This is a genomic window from Kineococcus siccus (assembly GCF_009906795.1).
In the GTDB taxonomy this organism is placed as follows: Bacteria; Actinomycetota; Actinomycetes; order Actinomycetales; family Kineococcaceae; genus Kineococcus; species Kineococcus siccus.
This window is the reverse complement of sequence record NZ_JAAALN010000064.1, coordinates 1-18326: the sequence shown is the minus strand read 5'-3', so window position 1 is coordinate 18326 and position 18326 is coordinate 1. Positions and strand designations below refer to the sequence as shown.

The following is an 18326-nucleotide window of genomic DNA, read 5'->3' as shown; positions in this document are numbered from 1 at the left end:
CTCCGGCCAGGGCCGCTCGCGCTCGGCCGGGGGCCGGGGCGGCGCAGGCCGCACCGGCGGTGCCGGCGGCTCGTCCGTCGCGTGGTCGAGCTCCTCGCGCTGACCCCTCCGCCTCCCACCGCGGTCGTGCGGGCACCCGCGTGAGCGCGGCGGGGGTGGGCGGGTGCTGAGCGCGGACGCCCGGGCCCGGCTGCTCGCCTCGCTGCCCGTCGGCGCGGTCGTGCCCGAGCTGCTGTCCGCGCTCGACGACCGCGGCGTCGCCGTGCTGCACGCCCCGCCCGGGACCGGGAAGACGACGGTCGTGCCCCTCGCGCTGGCCGACGCGCTGCCCGCGGGACGCGTCCTCGTCGCCGAGCCGCGACGGGTCGCGGTGCGGGCCGCCGCCCGCCGCGCTGCGTGGCTGCTCGGGGAGGACGTCGGCGCGCGCGTGGGGTACGCCGTGCGCGGTGAGCGGCGCACGGGGGCCGCGACCCGCGTCGAGGTCGTCACCACCGGCCTGCTGCTGCGCCGGCTGCTGCGCGACCCCGAGCTGCCGGGGGTCGCGGCCGTCGTGCTGGACGAGGTCCACGAGCGCCACCTCGACGCCGACCTCGCGACGGCCCTCGTGCTGGACGCCCGCCGCCTGCTGCGCGAGGACCTGCGGGTCGTCGCCGCGTCGGCGACGCTGGACGGCCCCCGGCCCCCGGCTCGCGGCGCTGCTGGGCGACGGGGTCCCCGCGCCCGTCGTCACCGCGACCGCACCGCTGTTCCCGCTCGACGTGCGGTGGTGCCCCCCGCCACGGCCCGTGCGGCCTCCCGAGGGCCTGCGCGTCGACCCCGCCCTGCTCGACCACGTCGCGCAGCTCGTGGTGCGGGCCCTGGACACCCTCGCGGGCGACGTCCTGGTGTTCCTGCCGGGAGCGGGGGAGATCGCCGCGGTCGCCCGGCGACTGGGCGGGCGCGGCGACGTCGACGTGCACGAGCTGCACGGCGCTCGCTCCGCCGCCGCGCAGGACGCGGCGCTGCAGCCCGGGCCCCGGCGCCGCGTCGTGCTCGCCACGGCCGTCGCCGAGTCGAGCCTCACGGTGCCCGGCGTGCGGACCGTCGTCGACGCGGGCCTCGCGCGCGTCCCGCGCACCGACCACGCCCGCGGCCTGGGCGGCCTGGACACGATCCGCGTCTCGCGGGCCTCGGCCGACCAGCGCGCCGGTCGCGCCGCGCGCGAGGGCCCCGGCACGGTGCTGCGGGCCTGGTCCGCCGCCGAGCACGGCCTCCTCGTCGCGCACCCGGACCCCGAGATCGCCACGGGTGACCTCACGGCCTTCGCGCTCACCGCCGCCTGCTGGGGCCGCGTGGAGGACCTGCCGCTGCTCGACGCCCCGCCCGCGGGCCCCCTCGCCGCGGCCCGCGACGTGCTGCGCCGCCTGGGCGCCCTGAGCGCCGACGGCACCGTGACCCCGCGCGGGCGCGCCGTCGCCGACGTCGGCGTGCACCCGCGCCTCGCCCGGGCCCTGCTCGACGGCGCGGCCCGCGTCGGCGCCGACCGGGCCGCCGAGGTCGTCGCGCTGCTGTCCGAGGACCTCCGCCCGGGCTCCGACGACCTCGTCGCCACCTGGCGGCGGGTGCGCGACGCGCGCGACGGCGACACCGCCCGCTGGCGAGCGGAAGTGCGGCGGCTGCGCGGCGCCCTGCCCTCGGGGGCGCCGGGACGCCGTCCCGCGCTCCCGGACGACGTGGCGGCCGGGGAGGTCGTGGCCCTGGCCCACCCCGAGCGGCTCGCGCGCCGCCGCGGTGGCGACGCCTACGCGAGCGTCGGGGGCACCGGCCTCGAGCTCGCCCCCGCCTCCGCGCTGCAGGGCGCCGGCTGGCTGGCCGTCGCGGTCGCCTCCCGGGCCCCCGGGCAGGCGTCGGCGCGCGTCCGCTCGGCCGTCGCGGTCACCGAGGAGCTCGCGCGCGACGTCGCCGCCGCTGACCTGGCGGTCGTCGACGAGGTGTCGTGGCGCGACGGCGACGTCCGGGCCCGCCGCGTCGAGCGCCTCGGGGCCCTGGTGCTCGGCGAGCGTCCGCTGCCGCACCCGCCCGTGGCTGCGGTGCAGGCCGCGCTCGCCGACGGCGTGCGCCGCGAGGGGCTGGGGCTGCTCACCGTCCCGCCCGCGGCGCAGTCGCTGCGGGCCCGGGTCGAGTGCTGCCGGCTCGCCCTGGGCCCGCCGTGGCCGGACCTCTCCGACGCCGCGCTGCTCGCCGCGCTCCCGACCTGGCTCGGCCCCGACCTCGCGGCCGCGAGGAGCCGCCGCGACCTCGCGCGCGTGGACGTCGTGGCGGCCCTGCGGCGGCTGCTGCCGTGGGAGGTCGCCGGGCGCCTGCCGGAGCTCGCGCCCGAGCAGCTCGAGGTGCCGTCGGGACGGCGGGTCCGCCTCGACTACGCCGACCCGGCCGCCCCCGTGCTCGCGCTGAAGCTGCAGGAGGCCTTCGGCTGGCGCGCCGGTCCCCGCGTCGCCGACGGCCGCGTGCGCGTCGTCGTGCACCTGCTGTCCCCCGCGGGGCGGCCGCTGGCCGTCACCGCCGACCTGGAGTCGTTCTGGCGCACCGTCTACCCGCAGGTCCGGCGGGAGCTGCGCGGCCGCTACCCGCGGCACCCGTGGCCCGAGGACCCGCTGGGTGCGGTGCCGACGGCCCGGCTGCAGCCGCGCGCTACGCGGGGGCGTCCGTGAGCGGGGCGTCCCCGGCGGGCAGGTCGGCCAGGCCGGGCACGGGCCCTTCGGCCGACCACGGGAAGTCGATCCAGCGGTCGGTGCTGCGCCACGCGTACTCGGGGTCGACCCGCGTGCTCGGCTTCTCGTACACGACGGCCGTGCGGGTCTCCGCACCCGTCGCGCGCACCAGCGCCACGACGACCGCGAGCGTGCGCCCCGTGTCGGCGACGTCGTCGACGACGAGCACGCGCCGCCCCGCGAGGTCGGCCAGGTCCACCGACGGCGGGAGCACCACCGGCTCGGGCAGCCGGCTGTCGACCCCGGTGTAGAACTCGACGTTGATCGTCGCGGTGGTCTTCACGTCGAGCGCGTAGGCCAGGCCGGCGACCAGCGGCAGACCGCCCCGCGCGATGCCCAGCAGCACCTCCGGGCGGTAGCCGTCCGCGGCGATGCGGGTGGCCAGCTCCCGCACCGCGGTGCCGAACAGCGACCAGCTGAGGACCTCGCGGTCCGTTGCGTCGTGGCTCACGCGAGGACCGTACCGGGCGCCGGGTCCGCCACCGGCGCGCGCGGACCGCCCCTGACGACCTACGCTCACTGACTGTGACGTCTCGTGCGTGCGGCCGGTGGTGCGGGTGAGCCCCGCGCTGACGACCGTCGACGTCGTCGTCATCGGCGCGGGGCAGGCGGGCCTGTCCAGCGCGCACTTCCTCGAGCGCGGCGGGCTGGCCCCCGACCGGGGGTTCGTCGTGCTGGACGCGGGGACCGCGCCGGGCGGGGCCTGGTCGCACCGGTGGCGGACCCTGCGGATGGCCGACGTCAACGGCGTCCACGACCTGCCCGGCTTCCCGCTGGGCGAGGTCGACCCGCAGGCCCGGGCCGCCGACGTCGTCCCCGCCTACTTCGCCGCCTACGAGGAGCGCCTGGGCCGGCCCGTGCGCCGGCCCGTCGCCGTCACGGCCGTGCGCCGCGCGGGGGGCCGGCTGCTCGTCGACTCGGCGGCGGGCACCTTCGCGGCGCGGGCCGTCCTCAACGCCACGGGCACCTGGACGCGGCCGTTCTGGCCGCGCTACCCGGGGCAGGACGCCTTCCGCGGCCGTCAGCTGCACACGGCCGACTACGACGGGCCCGAGGAGTTCACGGGCCAGCACGTCGTGGTGGTCGGCGGGGGGATCTCGGCCGTCCAGCTGCTGGGGGAGCTCTCGCAGGTCGCGGCGACGACGTGGGTCACGCGCCGCGAGCCGGAGTTCCGCGAGGACGACTTCGGCGAGGAGCAGCGCCGCGCCGCCGTGGCGCTCGTCGAGCAGCGCGTGGCCGCGGGCCTGCCCCCCGGCAGCGTGGTCTCGGTCACCGGGCTGCCCCTGACCCCCGCGGTCGCGGCCCTGCGCGAGGCCGGCGTCCTCAAGCGCCACCCGATGTTCGCGCGCCTCGTGCCCGACGGGGTCCAGTGGGCGGACGGCTCGACGCAGCCCGCCGACGCGGTCCTCTGGTCGACGGGGTTCCGGCCCGCCCTGGACCACCTGCGGCCGCTGGGGCTGCGCGAACCCGGCGGCGGCATCCGCGTCGAGGGTTCGCTGGTCGTGCGGGAACCGCGGCTGCACCTCGTCGGCTACGGCCCCTCGGCGAGCACGATCGGCGCGAGTCGCGCTGCGCGGCAGGCGGTCCGCGAGGTGCTCGCCGGGCGCTGACCGCTCGCCGTCCCACCAAGTGAGACGGCGGTCCCGCATCGTGGACGGCGTGGCCGCGCCCGGTCACCATCGCGGCATGCCCCCGAACCCCGCTCCCGAGGCCGGCTACGTGCACGGCTACGCCCCCGCGGTGCGCGCCTCGCACGGCCGCCGCACCGTCGCGAACTCCGCGCCCCACCTGCTGCCGCACCTGGCCCCCGGGACCACGGTCCTCGACCTGGGCTGCGGCGTCGGCAGCATCACGGCCGACCTCGCGGCGCGCGTGGCGCCCGGCCGGGTCGTCGGGGTCGACGTGTCGGCAGAGGTCCTGGCCACGGCCCGGGCCGCCGCGGACGAGCGCGGGGTCGCGGTCGAGCTCGTCGTCGCCGACGCCCTCGCGCTGCCCTTCGCCGACGGGGAGTTCGACGTCGTGCACGCCCACCAGGTGCTGCAGCACCTGCCCGACCCGGTGGGCGCTCTCCGCGAGGCGCGCCGCGTGACGCGTCCCGGCGGCATCGTGGCCGTGCGCGACGCGGTCTACGCGAGCATCCACGCCTGGCCCGACCTGCCCGGGCTGCACGCCTGGCGCGAGGCCTACCGCCGCACGGCCCGCGCCGCGGGCGGCGACCCGGACGCCGGGGCCCGCCTGACGGGCTGGGCCCGCGAGGCCGGGTTCGGCGACGTCACGGCGTCGGCGTCGGTGTGGTCGTTCGGGACGCCCGAGGACCGGGCCTGGTGGGGTGGCACGTGGGCCGAGCGCACGGGGGCCTCCGGCCTGACGCGGCGCCTGCTCGCGGCCGGTGCAGCCGACGAGGAGGGCGTCCGCGCGATGGTCAGGGCGTGGCGGGAGTGGACGGCGCACCCGGACGGCTGGATGGCCATCACCCACGGCGAGGTGCTCTGCCGGGCCTGAGGAACGGCCCGGGTAGCGTCCGGGCATGACCCTCTTCGACGCCCCCCTGCCCGCGCTCACCGGCGGTACCCTCGATCCCGCTGCGCTGCAGGGCAAGGCCGTGCTCGTCGTCAACGTCGCCTCGCGCTGCGGCTTCACCCGGCAGTACGAGGGGCTGCAGGCGCTGCAGCAGCGCTACGCCGACCGCGGCTTCACGGTCCTCGGCGTGCCCTGCAACCAGTTCAAGGGCCAGGAGCCGGGCTCGGCCGAGGAGATCGCCGAGTTCTGCTCCGCCACCTGGGGCACGACGTTCCCCATGACGGAGAAGTCCGAGGTGAACGGCGACGGCCGCAGCCCGCTGTTCGCCCGGCTCACCGAGCAGGCGGACGCCGAGGGCGCGGCCGGCGACGTGGCGTGGAACTTCGAGAAGTTCCTCGTCTCCCCGGCCGGGGACGTCGTCGCGCGGTTCCGCTCGCGCACCGAGCCCGAGTCGCCCGAGCTCGTCAGCGCCCTCGAGGCGCAGCTGCCGCGCTGACGGGCTCCGCCTCGACGAGGGCGAACGGGGCCGCGAGCAGACCCCGCGCCGTCGCCACGTGGTACTTCGTGCGGCCCCGCTTGACGATGCGCCCCGCGGTGCCGGCGAAGCGCCCCGCGCCGCGCACGCGCACGAGCGTGCCGACCGGCAGGCGCGGGCCGGCCGCCGGCGCCGGGTCGCGCAGCCGGGCGAGCTCGGCGGCGTAGGCCTCGCCCAGGTCGGCCGGGCGGCCGTGGTGGCGCCACGTCAGCACGTGCGCGACGTCGAAGGCGGGTCCGCACACGCCGCACGCCGTGACCCGCTGGGGACGCCGGTGCCGCTCGCTCGTGTGCCCGCGGGGGCAGGTGCCCACCCAGGGCGCCGGCGCCCGCGGCGCCGTGACCGCCACCAGCCGCTCGCCCGTGCCGCCGATGCGCCGGGCCGTGGCCCGCCACCGGGCGTCGTGCCCGTGGCCCGGCCCGGTGAGCGCGTGGGCGACCTCGTGCAGGACGGTCTCGCGGACCTCGGCCTCGGAGTGCAGCGCGGTCAGCTCCCGGCTCAGCCCGATCTGGCGCCGGTCGAAGCGGCAGACGCCCGCGCGCTTCTTCGCGCGGTCCAGCACGACGGTCCAGCCCCGCAGCCCGTGCTGCGCGAGCACCCCCTCGGCCATCGCCACGGCCGCCCCGACGTCCACCCCTGCACGCTCCCGCACTCCACCACCCCGCCGGACGTCCCGGCCAGGGCATCCCACCACCCGCCCCCGACAGCTGGGCGGACGGTGCCGTCCCGGCCTCCGGCGCGCGGGCCGGAGCGCCGTGCGAGGCTCGGGCCATGGTCGATGCCGTCGTCGTGGGGTCCGGACCGAACGGCCTGGCCGCCGCGGTCGTGCTGGCCCGCGCCGGGCTCGAGGTCGAGGTCCACGAGCAGGCCGAGACCGCGGGCGGCGGGGCCCGCACCCGGGAGGTGACCCTGCCGGGGTTCCGGCACGACACCGGCTCCGCGGTGCACCCCCTGGCGCTGGCGTCGCCGTTCCTGGCGGCCTTCGACCTGCCCGCGCACGGCGTCGACCTGCTGCAGCCCGCCGTCGCCTACGGCCACCCGCTGGACGGGGGCCGCGCCGCGCTCGCGCTGCGCGACCTGGACGCCACGGCGGACGGGCTCGGCCGCGACGGCGAGGCCTGGCGCCGCCTGTTCCTGCCCCTGGTCGAGCGCTGGCGCGACGTCGTCGGCGTGGCGCTGTCGGACTGGCGGAGCGTGCCGAGCGACCTGACGGCCACGCTGCGCCTCGGCCTGGCCGTGCTCGAGCAGGCGTCGCCCGCCTGGGGCGCGCGCTTCCGGGGCGAGGAGGCCCCGGCGCTGTTCACGGGCGTGGCGGCCCACGCCATCGCCCCGCCCCGCGCCATCGGCCCCGCGGGGGCCGGGCTGATGCTCGCGACGCTCGCCCACGCCGTCGGCTGGCCCGTCCCGCGCGGGGGCTCGCAGTCGATCACCGACGCGCTGGTCGCCGAGGTCCGCGAGCTCGGCGGCCGGGTCCTGACCTCCTCCGACGTCCGCTCGCTGCGCGACCTGCCCCGCGCCCGGGCCGTGCTGCTCGACGTCGTGCCCCGCGGCCTGCTGGCGCTCGCGGGCGACGCCCTGCCGGCCGGCTACGCGGCCTGGCTGCGCCGCTACCGTCACGTCTCGGCGGCCGCGCCCGTGCACTTCGCGCTCTCGGGCCCCGTGCCGTGGACCGCCCCGGGCCTGGCGGGCGCGGGCACCGTCCACGTGGGGGGCAGCCGGGCGCAGATCGCCGCCGCCGAGGACGCCGTGGCCCACGGCCGCCACGCCGAGCGCCCCTACGTGCTCGTGGCGCAGCCCGGGATCGTCGACCCCGACCGCGCCCCCGCCGGGGCCCAGACGCTCTGGACGTACGCCCACGTGCCGCTGGGCTCGACCGTCGACGTGGGAGACGTCGTGCAGGCCCAGCTCGAGCGGTTCGCGCCCGGCTTCTCCGACCTCGTCCTGGCCCGCACCGTGCGCCGCGCGGTCGACCTCGCGGCGGAGAACCCCAACCAGGTCGGCGGCGACATCGCCGCCGGTGCCGTGACGCCCTGGCAGCTGCTGTTCCGGCCCGTCCCGCGCTGGGACCCCTACCGGACCCCGCTGCCCGGGGTGTACCTCTGCTCCGCGGCGACCTCCCCGGGCGCGGGCGTGCACGGCATGTCGGGCGTGCACGCGGCCCGGCGCGCGCTGCGGCAGCGCTTCGGGATCCGGGTGGGGGCCGACGGGCTCACGCCAGCAGCGTCGACACCAGCAGCCCGACGATGACGGTGTTGACGACGAAGGCCACGAGCGAGTGCCCGAGGACGACGCGACGCAGCGCCCGCGTCATGACCGTGACGTCCGTGGTGCCGAAGGTCGTCGACACGGCGGCGGAGAAGTAGAGGTAGTCGGCGAAGCCCGCGGGCTGCTCGCCCGGGAAGTCCAGGCCCGGCGAGACCGCCTGCCGCCGCGCGTAGTCCGCGGCGTAGGTCACGACCATCGTGGCCCAGGCCGCCAGCACCAGCAGCGCCGTCATGACGCCCGAGGCGGGCAGTCCGACGTCGCTGCCGCGCGAGAGGGCGAGCCAGACCGCGGCGGCCATGGCGATGACGGCGTAGCTCGCGGCCATCGTTGCTCCGGGCTGCAGACCCGCGCGGTACCAGCGCGTCGCGGGCGTCGGGGGATCCGCAGCGGCCGCCCCGGGGAGGTCCGTGCCGAAGGCGACGAGGGTCAGCACGACGTAGGTGAGCAGCGCCAAGGCGTAGACGATGATCAGCGTGAGGGCCAGCACGACCGGCAGGCTCAGCTCGACCGCCACCTGCAGCCCGACGGTCGCCACGAGCGCCAGCGGGAGCGCCACCGCGAAGGCGCCGTAGTAGCGCCCCGCCTCGGTGCGCAGGGCGGACCTGACTCGGCTGGTGCTGCTCGGTGTGCTCGCCACGTCGCGAGCCTAGGGCCGTCGAGCGGGGAGGAGAGGTGCCCCCGGCAGGATTCGAACCTGCGCACACGCCTCCGGAGGGCGATGCTCTATCCCCTGAGCTACGGGGGCTCGGGACTGCTCCACCGTACCAGCGCGATCCGGTGCCCCTCGACCGCCCCGGGGTGCGGCCGCGCCCGGGCGCGGGGGAGGAGGGGCGCGCGCCGGTAAGCTCGTGGCTCGTGACCCCCGCCGAGCTGTCCCGCGCCCTGACGGACGCCCTGACCGCCGCCGCTGCGGCCGGTGAGCTGACCGTCGACCCCGCCGACGTGCCGGCCGAGGTCCGCGTGGAGCGCCCGAAGAACCGCGACCACGGGGACTGGGCCACGAGCGTCGCGCTGCAGCTGGCGAAGAAGGCCGGCCGGCCCCCGCGCGAGGTCGCGACCGTCCTGGCGCAGCGGCTCGCGCAGGTCCCCGGCATCGCCGCGGTCGACATCGCCGGGCCCGGCTTCCTCAACGTCACGCTCGACGCCGCCGCGGCCGGCGGCCTGGCGCGCGACGTCGTCGAGGCGGGCGCCGCCTACGGGCGCGGCACCGCCATCGCGGGAGAGCGGATCGACCTGGAGTTCGTCTCCGCCAACCCCACGGGCCCCATCCACCTGGGCGGGACCCGCTGGGCCGCCGTCGGCGACTCCCTCGCGCGCGTCCTGGAGGCCGCGGGCGCCGAGGTCACGCGCGAGTACTACTTCAACGACCACGGCGCGCAGATCGACCGGTTCGCGCGGTCGCTGCTGGCCCGCGCCCACGACGAGCCCGCCCCCGAGGACGGCTACGGGGGCGACTACGTCTCCGAGATCGCGGGCCAGGTGATCGCCAAGGTGCCCGGGCTGCTCGAGGAACCCCGCGAGGTGCAGCAGGAGACGTTCCGCCGCGAGGGCGTCGAGCTGATGTTCGCCGAGATCCGCGAGAGCCTCGCCGAGTTCGGCGTGCACTTCGACGTCTACTTCCACGAGGACTCCCTCCACGCCTCGGGCGCGGTCGACCGGGCCCTCGCGCGGTTGCGCGAGCTCGGCAACGTCTACGAGGCGGACGGCGCCACCTGGTTGCGCACCAGCGCCTTCGGCGACGACAAGGACCGCGTCGTGGTGAAGAGCGACGGCCAGGCCGCCTACATCTCGGGCGACCTGGCCTACTACCTCGACAAGCGCGAGCGCGGCTTCGACCGGGCGATCATCATGCTGGGCGCCGACCACCACGGCTACGTGGCCCGGATGATGGCGATGTGCGCGGCCTTCGGCGACGTGCCGGGGAAGAACCTCGAGATCCTCATCGGGCAGATGGTTCGCCTGCTCAAGGACGGCGTCCCTGTCCGGATGAGCAAGCGGTTCGGCAACGTCGTGACCATGGAGGACCTCGTCGAGATGGTGGGCGTCGACGCCGCCCGCTACTCCCTGGTGCGGTCGTCGGCGGACACCTCCATCGACATCGACGTCGACCTGCTCGTCAGGCGCAGCAACGACAACCCCGTCTTCTACGTGCAGTACGCGCACGCCCGGACGGTCAACGTCGGCGTGAACGCGGCCGCCGCGGGCGTGCGCCGCGAGGACGCCTTCGACCCGTCGCTGCTCGTGGCGGAGACCGAGTCGCTGCTGCTGGCGGCGCTGGCCGAGTTCCCCGCCGTCGTCGCGCGGGCCGCGGAGCTCCGCGAACCGCACCGCGTCGCGCGCTACCTCGAGGAGCTGGCGGGGAAGTACCACAAGTTCTACGACGCCTGCCGGATCACCCCGCGCTCCGACGAGGACGTCACCGACGTGCACCGCACCCGCCTGTGGGTCAACGACGCCACCCGGCAGGTGCTCGCCAACGGGCTGCAGCTGCTCGGCGTGAGCGCCCCGGAGCGGATGTAGTGGCGCGCACCCACGAGGCCGGCTCGATGCACGCCCCGGGGGCCGGGGTGACCGCCATCGTCCCGTCCTGGCTGCAGGCGCCCGCCGACGTCAACGAGCTGCTGCCGCAGCTGTGGTCGCGGACCGTGCGGCGCGACGCCGACGGCGTCCTCACCGTCGGCGGCGTCCGCGCCGGCGACCTCGCGGCGACGCACGGCACGCCGCTGTTCGTGCTCGACGAGGAGGACTTCCGCGCCCGCGCGGTCGCCTTCCGCGACGCCTTCGCCGACGCGTTCGCCGACCTGTGCGGCGGCGCCGACGTCTACTACGCGGGCAAGTCGTTCCTCGCCACGGGCGTCGCGCGCTGGCTCGCCGAGGACGGTCTGCACCTGGACACCTGCAGCGGCGGCGAGCTCGCGCTCGGCCTGCGCGGTGGCGTGCGGCCCGACTGGATCGCGCTGCACGGCAACAACAAGAGCCGGGCCGAGATCCGCGGTGCGCTGCAGGCCGGGATCGGCCGGCTCGTCGTGGACTCCCTGGAGGAGGTCGACGTCGTGGCGGACGTGGCGCGCGACCTGGGCGTCGTGGCGCCGGTCATGCTGCGCGTCACGGTCGGCGTCGAGGCCCACACGCACTCCTACATCGCCACCGCGCACGAGGACCAGAAGTTCGGCCTCTCGCTCGCCGGCGGGCAGGCGGAGCTGGCCGTGGCCCGCGTCGTGGCCCGCCCGGAGCTCGCGCTGCGGGGCCTGCACAGCCACATCGGCTCGCAGATCTTCGACATGGGCGCCTTCGAGGTCTCCGCGCGGCGGCTGCTCGGCCTGCACCACGGCGTGCAGCGCGAGCACGGCGTGGAACTGCCCGAGATCGACCTCGGCGGCGGGTTCGGCATGGCCTACACCTCCGAGCACCAGCCGCTGGGCCCGGCCGAGATCGCCGGGCGCCTCGCGGAGATCGTCGCGCGCGAGTGCCTGTCGCAGGGCATCGCCGTGCCGAAGGTCTCGGTCGAGCCCGGCCGCTCGATCTCGGGGCCCAGCACCTTCACGCTCTACGAGGTCGGCACGACGAAGGACGTCGCGCTCGACGGCGGGGCGCACCGGCGCTACGTCTCGGTCGACGGCGGCATGAGCGACAACATCCGGACCGCGCTGTACGACGCGGACTACTCCGCCACCGTCGCCTCGCGCGCCTCCGCCGCCCCCGGCGTGCTGAGCCGCGTCGTCGGCAAGCACTGCGAGAGCGGTGACGTCGTGGTCAAGGACGAGTTCCTCCCCGCGGACGCCGGCGCGGGCGACCTGCTCGCGGTCCCGGGCACGGGCGCCTACTGCCGCAGCATGGCCAGCAACTACAACCAGCTGCCGCGGCCCGGGGTCGTCTCGGTGCGCGACGGCGCGTCGCGCGTGCTGGTGCGCCGCGAGACGCCGGAGGACCTGCTCGCCCTCGACGCGGGCTGACGCCGGCCGACGCGGTCGGGTGGGCCCGCGCGCGGGTGAGAGGGTGGACGGGACCAGCAGGTGGACGAGAGGACAGGCCAGGTGGAGCCGGTGAGGGTCGCACTGCTCGGGTGCGGGGTGGTCGGCACCGAGGTGGCCCGGCTGCTGACGAGCCAGGCCGACGAGCTGGCCGCGCGCGTGGGCGCGCCGCTGGAGCTCGTGGGGATCGCGGTGCGCCGCCTCGGCCGCGACCGCGGGCTCGGGCTGGACCCGTCGCTGTTCACGACCGACGCGGAGGACCTCGTCACGCGCGCCGACGTCGTCATCGAGGTCATCGGCGGCATCGAGCCCGCGCGCGGGCTGGTCCTGCGCGCGATGGAGCACGGCGCGGGTGTCGTGACCGCCAACAAGGCGCTGCTCGCGGCCGACGGTCCGACCCTGTACGAGGCCGCGGCCAAGAACAGCGTCGACCTGTACTACGAGGCGTCCGTCGCGGGCGCGATCCCGCTGCTGCGCCCGCTGCGGGAGTCGCTCGCGGGCGACCGCGTGACCCGCGTGCTGGGCATCGTCAACGGCACCACCAACTACGTGCTCGACAAGATGGACCGCTCGGGCATGGGCTTCGCGGAGGCCGTCGAGCAGGCGCAGTCGCTGGGCTACGCCGAGGCCGACCCGACCGCCGACGTCGAGGGCTTCGACGCGGCCGCGAAGGCCGCCATCCTCGCCTCGCTCGCCTTCCACACGCGCGTCAGCCTCGACGACGTGCACCGCGAGGGCATCACCGACGTCACGGCGGCCGACGTGCGCGCCGCGCAGCTGCAGGGCTGCGTCGTGAAGCTGCTGGCGATCTGCGAGCGGGTGAGCGGCACCGACGCCGAGGGGCGGCCCACCGAGGCCGTCTCGGTGCGCGTGCACCCCGCCATGCTGCCGCTGGGCCACCCGCTGGCCGGGGTCCGCGGCGCCTACAACGCGGTCTACGTCGAGGCCGAGGCCGCGGGGCAGCTCATGTTCTACGGCCCGGGCGCCGGCGGCCTGCCCACGGCCAGCGCCGTGCTCGGCGACGCCGTCGCCGTCGCGCGGCACCGCCTCCTGGGCGGTCGCGGGCCGGGGGAGTCGGCCTACGCGGAGCTCCCCGTGCTGCCCATGGACGACACCGTCACGCGCTACCACGTCCGCCTCGACGTGGCGGACAAGCCCGGCGTCCTCGCCCAGGTCGCGGGGGTGTTCGCCGGCCACGGCGTGTCCATCGAGGCCGTGCAGCAGCGCCAGGACGACGCGGGGCGCGCGGTCCTCGTCGTGGTCACGCACACCGCGCCCGACGCGGCGCTGTCCGCCACGGTCGACGAGCTCGAGGGCCTCGACATCGTCGACTCGGTCGCGGGCGTGCTGCGCGTGGAGGGCAACGAGAGCCGGGACGGGGGAGCGGACGCCTGATGGCGCACGTGTGGCGAGGCCTGATCGAGGAGTACCGCGACCGGCTGCCGGTGACGGCGGCCACCCCGGTGGTGACCCTGGGGGAGGGCGGGACGCCGCTCGTGCGGGCCCCGCACCTGTCGGAGCTCACGGGCTGCGACGTCTACCTCAAGGTCGACGGCTGCAACCCGACCGCGTCCTTCAAGGACCGCGGCATGACGATGGCCATGTCGAAGGCCAAGGAGGCCGGGGCGGAGGTCGTCATCTGCGCCTCCACGGGCAACACGTCGGCGTCGGCGGCGGCCTACGCGACGGCGGCGGGCATCCGCTGCGCCGTCCTCGTCCCGGACGGCAAGATCGCGATGGGCAAGCTCAGCCAGGCCGTCGCGCACGGCGCGACGCTGCTGCAGGTCGACGGCAACTTCGACGACTGCCTGACCCAGGCGCGCAAGCTCGCCGAGGCGTACCCCGTCGAGCTCGTGAACTCCGTCAACCCGTTCCGCATCGAGGGCCAGAAGACCGGCGCCTTCGAGGTCGTCGACGTCCTGGGCGACGCCCCGGACGTCCACTGCCTGCCCGTCGGCAACGCGGGCAACATCACGGCCTACTGGAAGGGCTACTGCGAGTACGCGGCCGACGGCACCGCCGCGCACCGTCCGCGCATGTGGGGCTTCCAGGCCGCCGGGGCCTCGCCGCTGGTCAAGGGCCACCCCGTCGACGAGCCCGAGACGATCGCGACGGCCATCCGCATCGGCCGGCCCGCGTCCTGGACCGGGGCGACCACCGCGCGCGACGAGTCCGGCGGGCGCATCGACGCGGTCACGGACGAGGAGATCCTCGCGGCGCACCGCTGGCTCTCCGCGAAGGAGGGCGTCTTCGTCGAGCCCGCGTCCGCCGCCGGGGCGGCCGGGCTCATCGCGGCCGCGGCCGCGGGCGAGGTCGACCCGGGCCAGCGCATCGTCATCACGGTCACGGGCCACGGCCTGAAGGACCCGCAGTGGGCGCTCGAGCTCGGCGGGGAGGGCGCCGACGGCGTCCGCCGCGCCGTGCAGCCCGTGCGCGTGCAGCCCGACGCCGTGACCATCGCCCGCGCCCTGCAGCTGGAGGTCTGAGGCCGGGTGGTCCTGACGCAGCTGCCGGCCGGCACGGCGGCCACCGTGCGCGTCCCGGCGACCAGCGCGAACCTCGGCCCCGGCTTCGACGCCTTCGGCCTCGCGCTCGAGCTGCGCGACGAGGTGCGCGCCGAGGTCTGCGCGCACGGGGTGCGCGTGGAGGTCGAGGGCGAGGGCGCCGGACGGGTCCCGCTCGACGAGCGCCACCTCGTCGTCCGGGTGCTGCGGGAGGAGCTGACGGCCGCCGGGTTCGCCGCGCCGGGCCTGCGCCTGGTGTGCCGCAACGTGATCCCTCACGGTCGCGGGCTGGGGTCGTCGGCCTCGGCCATCGTGGCCGGCCTCGCGGCGGCGCGCGCCCTGCTCGCGGCCGCGGGTGCCGTCTCGGAGACCGACGAGGCGGTGCGCGAGCGCCTGCTGGTCGAGGCCACGCGCTACGAGGGGCACCCGGACAACGCGGCCCCGGCCGTCGTCGGCGGCTTCACCATCGCCTGGACCCGCGGCGACGACCCGGCCCACCCGGCCGGCGTCCGCACCGTCCGCCTCGAGGCCCACGCGCAGGTGCGGGCGGTGGTGTGCATCCCGGTGGAGGAGCTCGCGACGTCGCGGGCCCGGGCGCTGCTGCCCGCCACGGTGCCGCACGCCGACGCGGCGCTGACCGCGGGGCGGGCGGGGCTGCTCGTGCACGCGCTGACGGCGGAGCCGGCGCTGCTGCTCGACGCCACCGTGGAGAAGCTGCACCAGGCGCAGCGGGCACCCGCGATGCCCCGCACCGCCCGGCTGCTGGCGCGGTTGCGCGCGGAGGGGCTGGCGGCCGTCGTCTCGGGCGCCGGCCCGAGCACGCTCGTGCTGACGACGCCGGAGCGGGTCGGCGACGTCGAGCGCGTCGCGGCCGACGGGTGGCGGGTGCTGGCGTGCCCGATCGCCGCGACGGGGGTGAGCTGGAGTCCCGCAGGCGGTTGAGCGCCCCGGCGACGCGCCGGGGGTGCGCCGAACGGGCGTCCCGGGCCGCGTCACTGCTCACGGGTGTTAGCATCGACAGCAGCACCTCACCGACGGGACTGCGGTCGAGGATCTCGAGCACCGACACCCTCCCGTCACTGGTGCACCCCACGACATCACTGCGCTCCTCCGCGCGCTTCGTGGATCCAGTTCACCTGCCCTCGCTGGGCAGACATCGCGACCGTGCCTCCATCTGCCGGCCCGTCGCTGACGAGGGGGAAGGACCTTCGTGACCAACACCACCGAACTCGCCGCCACCGACGGCGCGACCGCCGCACCGCCGGCCTCGCGCCCCGCGGGCAGCCTCTCCGCCCTGCGCCTGCCTCAGCTGCAGGCGCTCGCCGCGGAGCTCGGCATCCCCGGCACCGGGCGCATGCGCAAGGTGGACCTGCTCGCGGCCATCCGCGACCACCAGTCCGGCCTGCCGCAGCGCAACGGGGCGCCCGCCGAGGCCCCCGCGACCCGGGCGCCGCAGCCCAAGGCCGCGCAGCCGGAGGCGGCCCCGGCCGCGTCCGCGCCGCAGTCCCCGGCGCCGGAGAGCGCTCCCGCTCCCGCGGCCGAGCCGACCGCCACGAGCGAGGCGCCCGCGTCCGCTCCGCGCGGCCGGTCCCGCCGTGCCGGCGCCCCTGCGGGGGCGCCCGCCACCTCGGCCCCCGACGGCGCCGTGGACGGCCTCGCGGCCGCCGCGTCCCCGGTCGCGGAGCCGGTGCGCGAGGAGACCACCCTCGTGCCGACGCTCGAGGAGTTCACGGGCGGCCGCCCGCCCCGCACCGAGCGCCCGGAGGGGCGGACCGACGGTCGCGGGGAGGGCCGCGCCGACGGCGAGCGTCCCTCGCGCCGCGAGCGGGCCCGTCGGGAGCGCGTGCGCGAACCCGACCAGCAGGTCGAGCTGCCCGTCATGCCGGTGCGCGAGGACGGCGCCGAGCGCCCCGAGGCGCGCAGCGAGTCCCGGCCCGAGCGCCAGCCCGACGTCCGCGAGGACCGCGCCCGCACCGACCGGGGCGAGCGCCCCGACCGCGGGGAGCGGACCGACCGCACCGAGCGTGCCGACCGGGCCGAGCGGCCCGAGCGCGCCGCCGCGGCCCCCACCACGGGGCCGGTCGACGACTTCGACGGTGACGACCGCAGCCGTCGCGGCCGCCGCAACCGCTACCGCGACCGCAAGGGCCGCCGCGGCACGCGTCCCGACGGGGCTCCCGAGGTCGACCCCGAGGTCAGCGACGACGACGTGCTGCTGCCCGTCGCGGGCATCCTCGACGTGCTCGACAACTACGCGTTCATCCGCACCTCCGGCTACCTCGCCGGCGCGGGCGACGTGTACGTCTCCCTCGGCCAGGTGAAGAAGAACCACCTGCGTCCCGGTGACGCCGTGACCGGTGCCGTGCGCCAGCCGCGCGAGGGCGAGCAGGCCGGGCAGCGCTCGAAGTTCAACGCGCTCGTCCGCGTCGACACCGTCAACGGGGCGCCGCCCGAGCAGGCGCGCAACCGTCCGGACTTCACCAAGCTGACGCCGCTGTACCCGCAGGACCGCCTGCGGCTCGAGACCGAGCCGAACATCATGACGACGCGGATCATCGACCTGATGTCGCCGCTCGGCAAGGGGCAGCGCGGGCTCATCGTGGCGCCGCCGAAGGCCGGCAAGACGATGGTCATGCAGGCCATCGCCAACGCGATCTCGACGAACAACCCCGAGTGCCACCTCATGGTCGTGCTCGTGGACGAGCGTCCCGAAGAGGTCACGGACATGCAGCGCACCGTGAAGGGCGAGGTCATCGCCTCGACCTTCGACCGGCCGGCGTCGGACCACACCGCCGTCGCCGAGCTCGCCATCGAGCGGGCCAAGCGCCTCGTGGAGCTCGGCAACGACGTCGTCGTGCTGCTGGACTCCCTGACCCGCCTGTCGCGCGCCTACAACATCTCGGCGCCGGCCAGCGGCCGGATCCTCTCCGGTGGTGTGGACGCCTCGGCGCTGTACCCGCCGAAGCGCTTCTTCGGCGCGGCCCGCAACATCGAGGACGGCGGCTCGCTGACCATCCTCGCCTCCGCGCTCGTGGAGACGGGCTCGAAGGCCGACGAGGTCATCTTCGAGGAGTTCAAGGGCACCGGGAACATGGAGGTGCGGCTGTCGCGCCAGCTGGCCGACAAGCGCATCTTCCCGGCCGTCGACGTCCCGGCCTCGGGCACGCGGCGCGAGGAGATCCTCATGTCCCGCGAGGAGCTCGCCACGGTGTGGAAGCTGCGGCGCGTCGTCACCGCGCTGGACGCCCAGGCGTCCATCGAGCTGCTGCTCGACCGCCTCAAGAAGACCAGGAACAACCTGGAGTTCCTGCACCAGGTGCAGTCCTCCACGCCGCTGGTCAACAAGGACTGACGAGGCACGGCGCCCGGCGCGGGGAACACCCGCGCCGGCCGCCGGGTTGAGACCCACGAGCAGCTCCTGTGGGAGACTGCCCCGACCGCAGGCTCCGGCTCACGTCCCCGTCGCGGGGACGACCCGGCGCCGACCACGCGACGAGGAGACACACCATGAAGGCCGGAATCCACCCGGAGTACGTCGACACCCAGGTCACCTGCACCTGCGGCGCGACGTTCACGACGCGCAGCACCTCGACGAACGGCGAGCTCAAGGCCGACGTCTGCAGCGCCTGCCACCCGTTCTACACGGGCAAGCAGAAGATCCTGGACACGGGCGGCCGCGTCGCCCGCTTCCAGGCGCGCTACGGCAAGAAGACCGCCGACAAGTAGCCCGTCGCCGACGCCGGTCCGGCCACCCACCTGGGTGGCGGGGCCGGCGTTCTGC

At 76.8% G+C, this 18326-nt stretch carries 14 protein-coding genes, 1 tRNA gene and 1 pseudogene; 12 read left to right on the top strand and 4 right to left on the bottom strand.

What is annotated here, in order from left to right; translation table 11 throughout:
• Positions 1 to 163: 163 nt before the first annotated feature.
• A pseudogene (gene hrpB, locus GTR02_RS09430) lies at positions 164 to 2690 on the top strand (ATP-dependent helicase HrpB).
• On the opposite strand, the gene GTR02_RS09425 reads toward hrpB, so the two are convergent.
• A complete protein-coding gene (locus GTR02_RS09425) occupies positions 2671 to 3201 on the bottom strand; it encodes a phosphoribosyltransferase (RefSeq protein ID WP_338073703.1) in 531 nt (176 codons plus the stop codon). The pseudogene hrpB and the gene GTR02_RS09425 sit on opposite strands and share 20 nt — an antisense overlap.
• A 106-nt stretch (positions 3202 to 3307) precedes the next feature.
• Here GTR02_RS09425 and GTR02_RS09420 point away from each other — a divergent pair, with 106 nt between their 5' ends.
• The 3 genes from GTR02_RS09420 to GTR02_RS09410 all read left to right on the top strand — a co-directional run bounded on the left by GTR02_RS09420 (position 3308) and on the right by GTR02_RS09410 (position 5766).
• Positions 3308 to 4360, top strand: coding sequence for an FAD-dependent oxidoreductase (locus GTR02_RS09420; RefSeq protein ID WP_338073702.1), 1053 nt, complete (start codon positions 3308 to 3310; stop codon positions 4358 to 4360).
• A 76-nt stretch (positions 4361 to 4436) separates the two neighbouring features.
• The gene (locus tag GTR02_RS09415) at positions 4437 to 5252 is read left to right on the top strand and encodes a class I SAM-dependent methyltransferase (RefSeq protein ID WP_166607228.1); all 816 of its coding nucleotides are present in this window, start codon (positions 4437 to 4439) and stop codon (positions 5250 to 5252) included.
• Between the two features lie 25 nt (positions 5253 to 5277).
• A complete protein-coding gene (locus tag GTR02_RS09410; protein ID WP_166607227.1) occupies positions 5278 to 5766 on the top strand; it encodes a glutathione peroxidase in 489 nt (162 codons plus the stop codon).
• Here GTR02_RS09410 and GTR02_RS09405 read toward each other — a convergent pair.
• Complete coding sequence (locus tag GTR02_RS09405; RefSeq protein WP_166607226.1) at positions 5735 to 6439, bottom strand: SprT-like domain-containing protein; 705 nt, start codon at positions 6437 to 6439, stop codon at positions 5735 to 5737. The genes GTR02_RS09410 and GTR02_RS09405 overlap by 32 nt on opposite strands.
• Positions 6440 to 6576: 137 nt before the next feature.
• On the opposite strand from GTR02_RS09405, the gene GTR02_RS09400 reads away from it, so the two are divergent.
• Complete coding sequence (locus GTR02_RS09400) at positions 6577 to 8052, top strand: phytoene desaturase family protein (RefSeq protein ID WP_166607225.1); 1476 nt, start codon at positions 6577 to 6579, stop codon at positions 8050 to 8052.
• Here the strand turns inward: GTR02_RS09400 and GTR02_RS09395 are convergent.
• A complete protein-coding gene (locus GTR02_RS09395) occupies positions 8015 to 8707 on the bottom strand; it encodes a DUF1345 domain-containing protein (RefSeq protein WP_166607224.1) in 693 nt (230 codons plus the stop codon). The two genes, GTR02_RS09400 and GTR02_RS09395, sit on opposite strands and share 38 nt — an antisense overlap.
• Positions 8708 to 8743: 36 nt before the next feature.
• Positions 8744 to 8815, bottom strand: a tRNA-Arg gene (locus GTR02_RS09390).
• 110 nt (positions 8816 to 8925) lie between these two features.
• On the opposite strand from GTR02_RS09390, the gene argS reads away from it, so the two are divergent.
• From argS to rpmE, 7 genes are all read left to right on the top strand, one after another.
• Entirely contained in the window at positions 8926 to 10590 is a 1665-nt protein-coding gene (argS, locus tag GTR02_RS09385) for an arginine--tRNA ligase (RefSeq protein ID WP_166607223.1), read from the top strand.
• Positions 10591 to 10616: 26 nt separating this feature from the next.
• Positions 10617 to 12023 (top strand): diaminopimelate decarboxylase, encoded by a 1407-nt coding sequence (lysA, locus tag GTR02_RS09380; RefSeq protein WP_166607231.1) that lies wholly within the window; start codon positions 10617 to 10619, stop codon positions 12021 to 12023.
• Between the two features lie 81 nt (positions 12024 to 12104).
• Complete coding sequence (locus GTR02_RS09375) at positions 12105 to 13436, top strand: homoserine dehydrogenase (RefSeq protein WP_420814713.1); 1332 nt, start codon at positions 12105 to 12107, stop codon at positions 13434 to 13436.
• The gene (thrC, locus tag GTR02_RS09370) at positions 13436 to 14527 is read left to right on the top strand and encodes a threonine synthase (protein WP_166607221.1); all 1092 of its coding nucleotides are present in this window, start codon (positions 13436 to 13438) and stop codon (positions 14525 to 14527) included. The genes GTR02_RS09375 and thrC overlap by 1 nt, the downstream gene beginning before the upstream one ends.
• Positions 14528 to 14533: 6 nt before the next feature.
• Entirely contained in the window at positions 14534 to 15487 is a 954-nt protein-coding gene (gene thrB / locus GTR02_RS09365) for a homoserine kinase (protein WP_338073700.1), read from the top strand.
• Between the two features lie 268 nt (positions 15488 to 15755).
• A complete protein-coding gene (gene rho, locus GTR02_RS09360; RefSeq protein WP_166607220.1) occupies positions 15756 to 17897 on the top strand; it encodes a transcription termination factor Rho in 2142 nt (713 codons plus the stop codon).
• Positions 17898 to 18052: 155 nt separating this feature from the next.
• The gene (rpmE, locus tag GTR02_RS09355; protein WP_166607219.1) at positions 18053 to 18271 is read left to right on the top strand and encodes a 50S ribosomal protein L31; all 219 of its coding nucleotides are present in this window, start codon (positions 18053 to 18055) and stop codon (positions 18269 to 18271) included.
• The last annotated feature ends 55 nt before the right edge of the window (positions 18272 to 18326 follow it).